The organism is Thermoactinomyces sp. CICC 10521 (assembly GCF_016055135.1).
GTDB classification, from domain to species: domain Bacteria; phylum Bacillota; class Bacilli; order Thermoactinomycetales; family Thermoactinomycetaceae; genus Thermoactinomyces_A; species Thermoactinomyces_A daqus.
Window position 1 is genome coordinate 150,997 of record NZ_JAECVZ010000005.1, and the last position, 8,596, is coordinate 159,592.

Annotated in this window: 11 protein-coding genes; 4 read left to right on the plus strand and 7 right to left on the minus strand. The window is 50.0% G+C overall.

What is annotated here, in order from left to right:
• The first annotated feature begins 92 nt into the window (after positions 1–92).
• Entirely contained in the window at positions 93–674 is a 582-nt protein-coding gene (locus I8U17_RS05880; RefSeq protein WP_033100299.1) for a YhcN/YlaJ family sporulation lipoprotein, read from the plus strand.
• Between the two features lie 143 nt (positions 675–817).
• Positions 818–985, plus strand: coding sequence for a DUF2197 domain-containing protein (locus I8U17_RS05885; RefSeq protein WP_198059155.1), 168 nt, complete (start codon positions 818–820; stop codon positions 983–985).
• Here I8U17_RS05885 and I8U17_RS05890 read toward each other — a convergent pair.
• The 7 genes from I8U17_RS05890 to I8U17_RS05920 form a co-directional block, all read right to left on the minus strand.
• The gene (locus tag I8U17_RS05890) at positions 975–1,259 is read right to left on the minus strand and encodes a hypothetical protein (RefSeq protein ID WP_033100298.1); all 285 of its coding nucleotides are present in this window, start codon (positions 1,257–1,259) and stop codon (positions 975–977) included. The genes I8U17_RS05885 and I8U17_RS05890 overlap by 11 nt on opposite strands.
• Positions 1,260–1,297: 38 nt before the next feature.
• Entirely contained in the window at positions 1,298–1,600 is a 303-nt protein-coding gene (locus I8U17_RS05895) for a YlaH-like family protein (protein ID WP_033100217.1), read from the minus strand.
• Positions 1,601–1,618: 18 nt separating this feature from the next.
• Complete coding sequence (locus tag I8U17_RS05900) at positions 1,619–2,452, minus strand: deoxyribonuclease IV (RefSeq protein ID WP_033100216.1); 834 nt, start codon at positions 2,450–2,452, stop codon at positions 1,619–1,621.
• 110 nt (positions 2,453–2,562) lie between these two features.
• Positions 2,563–3,291 (minus strand): glycerophosphodiester phosphodiesterase, encoded by a 729-nt coding sequence (locus tag I8U17_RS05905; RefSeq protein WP_232330928.1) that lies wholly within the window; start codon positions 3,289–3,291, stop codon positions 2,563–2,565.
• Positions 3,292–3,303: 12 nt separating this feature from the next.
• Complete coding sequence (locus I8U17_RS05910; RefSeq protein ID WP_198055637.1) at positions 3,304–3,615, minus strand: iron-sulfur cluster biosynthesis family protein; 312 nt, start codon at positions 3,613–3,615, stop codon at positions 3,304–3,306.
• A 136-nt stretch (positions 3,616–3,751) separates the two neighbouring features.
• A complete protein-coding gene (locus tag I8U17_RS05915) occupies positions 3,752–5,242 on the minus strand; it encodes a leucyl aminopeptidase (RefSeq protein WP_198059157.1) in 1,491 nt (496 codons plus the stop codon).
• A 129-nt stretch (positions 5,243–5,371) separates the two neighbouring features.
• Positions 5,372–5,563, minus strand: coding sequence for a hypothetical protein (locus tag I8U17_RS05920; RefSeq protein WP_033100212.1), 192 nt, complete (start codon positions 5,561–5,563; stop codon positions 5,372–5,374).
• 294 nt (positions 5,564–5,857) lie between these two features.
• On the opposite strand from I8U17_RS05920, the gene I8U17_RS05925 reads away from it, so the two are divergent.
• Both I8U17_RS05925 and I8U17_RS05930 read left to right on the plus strand, forming a co-directional pair.
• The gene (locus I8U17_RS05925; RefSeq protein WP_033100211.1) at positions 5,858–6,484 is read left to right on the plus strand and encodes a YktB family protein; all 627 of its coding nucleotides are present in this window, start codon (positions 5,858–5,860) and stop codon (positions 6,482–6,484) included.
• Positions 6,485–6,895: 411 nt separating this feature from the next.
• On the plus strand, positions 6,896–8,350 hold the full coding sequence (locus tag I8U17_RS05930) for an aminotransferase class I/II-fold pyridoxal phosphate-dependent enzyme (protein ID WP_198055635.1): 1,455 nt from the start codon (positions 6,896–6,898) through the stop codon (positions 8,348–8,350).
• Positions 8,351–8,596 lie beyond the last annotated feature (246 nt).

Sequence of the window (8,596 nt, forward strand, 5' to 3'; positions counted from 1 at the left end):
ACCGAACGGGGAATGACTTCAAAGTGAGTACATGCCCGCCCGGGGAACAGGACAAAATAGGAACAAATGAAAACGGAAAGGAAGAAAAACGGATGACTTGGAAGCTGAAATGGATCGGCCTGCTTGCTGCTTTACTCGTCCTAACCGGTTGTCAGCAGGAAAACAAGCCGCCAGCGAATCAATCCGCTCCGCCGTCGGGCAAAAAAATCCCGCAAACCGTTGAAGTCAAGCAAACCGCTCCCGAACCGAAACGGGATCAATCCCCGCAGGCGAAAGCGGACCGGCTTGCACAGCTGGCAATGCAGGTTCCCAATGTCAAAAGCGCTTCGGCAGTTGTGATGGGAAAATACACTTTGGTGGGGATCGCGCTTGACCCGACACTTGATCGCGGCCGTGTCGGCACGATTAAATATACGGTTGCCCAAGCGCTCAAGGAGGATCCGTTGGGAGCAAATGCACTCGTTACCGCGGACCCGGCTTTAACCCAGCGCATTCGGGAGTTGAGTGAGCACATTCGCCAAGGGCATCCGGTCGGCGGTCTGATGAATGAACTGGCGGAAATCGCCAACCGGATTGCACCCCAACCTTCCCGCGAAACGGAAAGAACCGAACAGGCGCCAAACAAGATGAACCAGGAACGCCTCAATCAGAGCAGACAAGCACCGGCCAGATAAGCCGATCAAGAAAAAGCAAACAACGAATTCACTCCGTTGTTTGCTTTTTCGTTAAGTTAAAACAGTGCCATGCCAAAACGGTTGTAGTATACTTACTGTTGGATCATTTAAAAAGGGACAAAATAAAAGAAGGAAGATACGGAATGAGAGTGATTTGTATCCTGTGTGAACAGAGTTTCAAACCGGACAAATGGACGGAGAAGAAAATCAAAAAACATCCGCACCTGATTCAGATTTGCCCTGACTGCCATGAACGCATCAAACAGAAAACACTTGAACGGCAGAAAAAAAAGATGAACATCAATCAGTAAACGTTTGATTGTACTTTGGTTCAGCCATGATATCCTTGATCAGTTGTTCCGCCGCTTCCCGCGCAAACGACTCGGTATGTACCTGACCATCCAGCTCGTATTGTACGACATAGCGGTCTTTTTCCGCCGTTTTCTCCAGGTTGGTCACCTGATGGTCTTCCCGCAGCATCTCCTCAAAAAAATAGGCGGTATCCCGGGCAGACCGGTCACTCGGTCTCGCTTCCCAAACAATTTGAATCTGCAACCAATTAAAAAGCGCGTCTTTCAGCTGCATGGAATTTCTCCACCCCTTTTCTGCTCCTGAAGGCATTTTCAATGCATCTTTTCCGTCTTCGCTCTTTCATTTTGCTTGCGAACCGCGTACAATCTCAGCCTTGTCACGGCGATCAGGATCACGGTTACCGCCAAAGCCGGGATCATCGGAAAGTCCATATAGTGAAAGAGCGTCAGTAAGCCGCACCCCACCGCCAGACAAACATAGACCAGCACCGATTTCAAAACGGGAAGCCTGACGGCAAACGCCGTTTTGTAGATAATCGCCGTAAGCGCCAGTATGATCAGATAGGCCGCCAGCGGCGGGAGCGAGTGAAGCCAGGTGTTCACATCGGCAGCCATTTCGCATCTCTCACTTTCTCATGAATTTTTCAACTGGTGAAGATAGCGAATCTCGTCCCCATATTCCGATTCATCGTCAACCGGCGTTTCCAGCACGACCGGAAGACCTTCAAATTGCGGCGCTTTCAGGAACAATGCCAGCGCATCAGCACCGATTTCCCCTTTTCCGATCTTCTCATGGCGATCCTTCCGGCTGTTAAACGGAACCTTGCTGTCATTGAAGTGAATCGCCGTCAAATGTTCCAGGTAACCGGTCTCTTCCATCTCTTTGACTAATTCTGCAAACGTATCGTGATTCCAAATCCCGGCGGCAAACGCATGGCAGGTATCAAAACAAAATCCGATCTTTTCCGGCTCGTCCGTCCGGTTGCGAATCTCGGTCAGTTCGCGGATGGTCAGTCCCAACTCGCTGCCTTGCCCAGCCGTGTTTTCCAGAAGCAGTTTCGTCGGCCCGTCATAGTCGCGCAAAATCAAATTTAACGTCTCGACCATGCGCTCACGGCCAAATTCTTCTCCTTCACCCACATGCTTTCCGCAATGGACAACCGCTCCAACCGCCCCGAAAGCTTCCGCAATCCGAAGATCCTCCTTGATGGAGCGAATCGTCACTTCCTGCAAATCCTCTTTGGGGGTGGACAAATTGGTAATATACGGCGTATGGGCCACGAGGGTAATTCCCTGCTCCTCGCAGTATTCCCGCCCGCGGTCCGCATCAACTACATTTAACTTTTTCGGCTTTAAGCCGCGGGGATTCTTCGTAAAGACTTGAAATGATTTCGCTCCCAGCTCATCTGCCCGCTTGGCGGCGTTAAAAAATCCTTTTGAGACGCTGATATGACATCCGATTTTCATAAATGGTTCCTCCTGTTAAAGACAAAAAGCGCCCCCTCTGGTTCAGGCGCTGTCCATCAGCTTCATTTTAGCATCCCCCGCCCGGACTGGCAACTTCAGCGGCGGCTTCGTCAACCGTTCAAAATCCAAAACAATCGATCGGGGACATTGGTAATGATCGCCTCCACTCCCGCTTCAATCAATTCCTCCATCATCCCCTCATCATCCACCGTGTACGGGCGAACAGCGATCCCCTTTGCCCGGCAACGCTCAACGATGGCCGGCGTGATCACGGAAAAGTGCGGGTGAATGGAGCTAACCCCGATCAACTTGGCATAAATCCAAGGAGCAGGCATTTTGTTTTCATAGAGAAGAGCCCTCTCCATCGCCGGACGGTAGGCAGCCAGATGACGCAGGCTCAGAGGATTAAAGGAAGATAAAACCACCCTCCTCTCCAAACCGGTTCGCTCAATCTCCTTCACCACTTTTTCTTCCAGTCCGCGGTAGGCGAAGCGGTTGTTTTTCAATTCAATATTGACCCAAAGTGAAGTCCCGGCCACCCATTCCAATACCTGCCGCAGAGTCGGGATCGTCTCCCCGGCATACGCCTCGGAAAACCAGCGACCAGCATCCAGTTTCCGCACCTGTGCCCAGGTCATCTCGTTGATCAATCCGGAACCGTTGGTGGTCCGGTCCACCGTTTCATCATGAATGACGACAACCTCCCCATCCTTCGTCAATTGCACATCGAGTTCGATTCCGTCAGCTCCCGCTGCCTGCGCCTTCTTGAAAGCAGCCATTGTATTTTCCGGCGCAATTTCGGAAAAACCGCGATGTGCGACAATCTCGACCTGTGGCAACATGATCCTCCTTCACAGAAAAATTTGCCGGATAAAAATCTCGCTTTTGTTTTTCAGGGAAAAAGTTCCCCGTTCCGGGTCAAAGTCAATGATCAATTCAGGCTCAAAATAAAGTTGACTTCCCGGATCGATAACCACGCTCAAGTCTTTCGCAATCTCAAAATGCCGGTCATTCTCCTGCGGCAGATCCCAGTTTACCTCATACATGGCATCATTGCTGCAACCGCATCCCTCCGTAATCGCCGCAATGCGGAGCACGGCCGACGGTTCCGGCTTTTTGCCGACGAGCGTTTGATAAGCCTCATCTGTTACCAATATACGCAACGTTTGGCTCTCCTTTCTTTTCCAAAATACAATCTAACTTATTCGGGATCCCCCAAGGATAACGATTTCCTTTTTTTCAAACAAAAAGACTGGAGACGGTTAGGGTTCCGTGCCCAGTCCTGATGTCTGATCTTTATTATCCCTGGCAGATCGCAAGTTGAATCAGTGTCCGAACCCCGGTTCCGGTCGCTCCTTTGACAAAAATCCCCTTTTCCTCCGAAGCGGTAACCGTCCCCGCAATATCCAAGTGCACCCATGGAACAGGCTCTGCAAACCGGCGCAAAAACAAACCTCCTTGAATGCAGCTGGCCGTGCTTCCGGCATCGTTTTTCACATCCGCAATCTCACTATCCACATATTGCTCGTATTCTTCGTACATCGGAAGTTCCCAGACCCGTTCCCCGGCGATGCGAGCCGCTTTTTTCACTTCTTCGGCCCACTGCGCATCGTTGCTCATCAGGCCGCTCGCTACATGCCCCAGTGCAACCACAACCCCGCCCGTCAGCGTGGCGATATCAACCAGTCGTGTTGCGCCAAGGTGCTTGGCATAGGCAATGGCATCAGCCAAAATCAGTCGCCCTTCCGCATCGGTGTGATGAACTTCAATTGTTTTCCCGCTAAAAGAGCGAATCACATCTCCTGGACGAAATGCTCTGCTGCCCGTCATATTTTCGCAGGCCGGAATGACGGCGATGACATTGCTGTGCGGGCGCAGTTCGCCGATCGCATCCATCGCTGCCAGTACAGCTGCCGCTCCGCCCATATCATCTTTCATCTCGCCCATCCCTTTGCCGGGTTTAAGCTGCAATCCTCCGCTGTCAAAGGTTACTCCTTTGCCGACCAGCCCGATTACATCATCCGACTCCGGTGCCCCCTTATAGGACAAGACAATCATCCGCGGCCGGTTTGCACTGCCTTCAGCCACGGATAACAGCGCATTCATGCCCAACTCCCGCAGCCGGTCCTCGGTCAGGATATCAAGTTCAATCCCTCTTTTTTCCGCTATGGCCCGTGCATGATCGGCCAATGCTTCCGGGGTCATAAAGTTGGCCGGTTCATGCACGAGATAGCGGGCAAAGTTGGTGGCCCGGGCAAAAATGCGACCGCGTTCAACCCCCGCAGCAAAGGCCGAATCTTTCACCTGATCTCCAAAGACGCGAATCTCTTCCAAGCTTTCGCTTTTATCTTCAGATTTATAGGAATGATGCTGATAGCTTCCCAATTCAATCCCTTCCACAATCGACTGAATCACGTCAACCGAGTTATATCTCTCGATCATGAAGGAAGGACAATCGATCCCCAGACTTTTCACTTTTTTATGTTTTGCCGCTCTTGCAGCGGTAGCCACTGCATTTTTGAAGGAATGAAGTTCCAGTTTTCCCTCATCCCCCAGACCAACGACAAAAACCCGTCCAGCGGGGATTTTTCCCCAATTGTGCATGTCCGTAACTTCGGCGAAATCCCCCGAAATTTCTCCTGCAGCAATCAGGTTGGAAATCCGAAAACCGAGAGCCTCATCTACTTCCCGGGCAACCCCTTGAACCGATTTTCCTTCATTTGCATGAAAGACGATGATTGCATCCATTTCCAGTGAAGCCAACGGTTCTCTCGTCAATTTCCACTCCATATGATGCCCTCCCCCAATCGTGGAATGATAAAAATGAAAAAAGTGTAACACGCCAACGAAAATTCAGCATGTTACACTTTCGACAAAATTTGATTTATCTCCTGTTGCTATAAAATAGACGAAATTGTTTTATAAAACTTCAAGGATCATCATTTCCCTTCGGATTTCCTTCAGCCGTGCTTTACACTGGTCAATTTTGTGTGTGCTCTTCTCTTTCATCGCTTCATAGAGTTTGGCCAATTCATAATCCAATTCCATTCTCAACACCTGAATGCGTTCCTCCGCAGTGCGACAACGATATGCCCGAATAACCTCTTCCATGGTTCCGCTGCACCCCTTCATTGTAAGAAATCGGGATTTGGGCCCCAAATTGCTAACCCCATTTTCGTTAGCTTGGCTACAGCTTTGCCCCATAATGAAGGAAATAAACCTGTCGAAAAGAGTTCATCAAAAAATGCATTCAACCCTTGATCTTGCTATAATTTACGCCTCTTAAACCGAAAGGGAAACGGTGATTATAATGATAAACTGAATATTTAAAATAATATTTTTATAGATTTGTACTTATCTGTGGTAAGATATGTACAAAATCTGTTTGCCTGGTGGTGAATGTAAGTGAAAATCCCTCCATTTATCGAAAAAGATTTTACGGTGTTCAACATCGCCGGATTGGAGGCGCGCATGGAGGCAATCCGGCAAAATATCCAGCCAAAATTCGGGGTGCTCGGCGATCGAATTGCTCCCTTCCTGGCAGCGCTGGTCGGGGAACCCGTTTATGTACATATTGCCAAACATGCTCGCAGAACTGTGAATCCGCCGGAGGAAACCTGGGTTGCCTGGTCAACCGGCAGACGCGGCTACAAAGCCCTTCCCCACTTTCAGTTGGGCATCCGTGACACACACCTGTTCATGTGGTTTGCCCTGATTTATGAATGTGACCGCAAGCCGGCGTTTGCCCGAAACTTCAAGGAACAATTCGCGGAAATTTGGCCGGCGATCCCCGATTCCTTTTACTTCTCCAAAGATCATACCGTGCCCGATGTGATTCAAAAACGGGAGCTCAGCGAAGAAGACGCCCTGAAAATGCTCGATCGCCTTGAGAATGTCAAAAAAGCCGAGTTTTTGTGCGGAACGGTTCTGCCACGCGAACAAGCCGTGCAAAAAACGGGAGAAGAAATGGTGAAGATCCTGGAGTCCACTTTTGAAACCTTGCAGCCCCTGTATAAACTGTCCATTTCATAGAATCACCTCATCTTCGCTAAACCCCGGCGGAAGTTTGCGCAAAAATCAGGGATTTGGGGGCTAAGACCGGCCCGGCTTGTCACACTTGTTCACCCCGATGAAATCCTCTCAGAAATGGGAGGATTTCTGCTTGTTGAAGTCTGGAAAACACGGTCCGTCGGGTCTTGCTGCTTCGCTTTGATCCAGTCTTCTTCGTCGCATAAGCCGTTGCGGAAAAGCTCCAACTCTTCGTCCAAAGTCCATCGGCAGATGCAAAACCTCTCAAAAACGGGAGGTTTTTTATTATGCAAATCGATTGTATTATTATTCATTGATTGTACCATTCAAAAATGAATATTTTTCTTTTGTTCCGAAGCCGTTTTTGTTATACTATCGGTCGTGCATGAATTCAAGTAAAGGTAGGCAACGCCCATGGATCGACAAAGAACCACTCCATTGTTCAGCAAATTGAAGGAACATGCCCAACGAAATCCTATTCAATTTCATATTCCCGGACACAAAAAAGGTCGGGGCATGGACCCTGAGTTCCGCCACTTTATCGGGGACAACGCCTTGTCCATCGACCTGATTAATATAGAACCTCTGGATGACTTGCACCATCCGCACGGTATAATTGCCGAGGCACAAAAGCTGGCGGCTGAGGCTTTTGGCGCGGATTATACCTTTTTTTCCGTGCAGGGAACGAGCGGTGCGATTATGACGATGGTCATGTCGGTTGCAGAACCGGGGGATAAAATCATCGTGCCGCGAAACGTGCATAAATCGGTTTTATCCGCCATCATTCTCGCCGGAGCGCTGCCGATCTTCGTCCACCCGGAAATGGATGAAACCCTGGGAATCGCTCACGGCATTACAGCGTGCCAAGTGGAAAAAGCCCTGAAAAAGCATCCTGAAGCCAAAGCCGTTTTAGTGATTAATCCAACGTATTACGGCGTGGCCGGCAACCTCAAGGAAATCGTCGATCTCGTTCATCAGCACGGGATTCCTGTTCTCGTTGATGAAGCCCATGGAGTGCTGACCCATTTCCACGAACGCCTGCCGATGTCCGCCATGGATTGCGGGGCTGATATGGCCGCCACCAGTGTGCACAAACTGGGCGGCTCCCTGACGCAAAGCTCCGTTCTAAACGTGCGGGAGGGCCTTGTGAATCCGCGCCGGATTCAGTCGATTATCAGTATGCTGACCACCACTTCCACTTCTTATATCCTGCTTGCTTCCCTGGATGCAGCACGGCGCTATCTGGCGACGGAAGGTTATGAGATCATTCAGAGAACATTGGAACTGGCCGAATATGCAAGAAGCGAAATCAACAAAATCCCGGGCCTCCTGTGTATGGGCAAGGAATGGCTGGGCAGTGACGCCCTGTACGATCTCGACGAGACCAAATTGCTCATCCACTTGAAAAACTTTGCCATCAATGGACACGATGCTGAAAAGTGGCTGCGCGAATGCCACAATGTCGAAGTGGAATTGAGCGATTTGTACAATCTGCTGTGTCTGGTGACCCCCGGCGATACGAAAGAAACGATCGACCGTCTGCTTGAGGCGCTCAAAGATCTCTCCGGCCGGTTTTACCAACCGGAGCAAACCAAACAGGTGAATATCCGCCTCCCGGAAATACCTGAACTCGTTTTATCCCCGCGCGAGGCATTTTACAGCGACACGGTCTCGATCCCCCTTGCCGAGTCAGCCGGACACATCATCGCCGAATTCATTATGATCTATCCGCCCGGCATTCCCGTTCTCGCCCCGGGCGAACGGATCACTGAAGATAATATCAGCTATATCGTGGAACACATCAAAGCCGGACTGCCCGTACAAGGGCCGGAAGATCCCACACTGAAGACAATCCGCGTCATTCGTTAATTAACGCCTGGCAAAGAAAAGAATCCGGCTCCGGCGAACCCCCCTTTTTGGGATGCGTCAACAAGAAAGACCACCGATAACCGGTGGTCTTGAGGTTGTTGACAAAGAAGGTCAACAGCCTTTTTTTGTTGAAAAGGTATAAAAAAAATTCCGAAGGAAGGTTTCTATGTTCAGGACGAATTCATCCAGAGAATTTCATCCAGAGATGGTCAACATAGAAGACCTGGTCCCACAAGATCATTTACT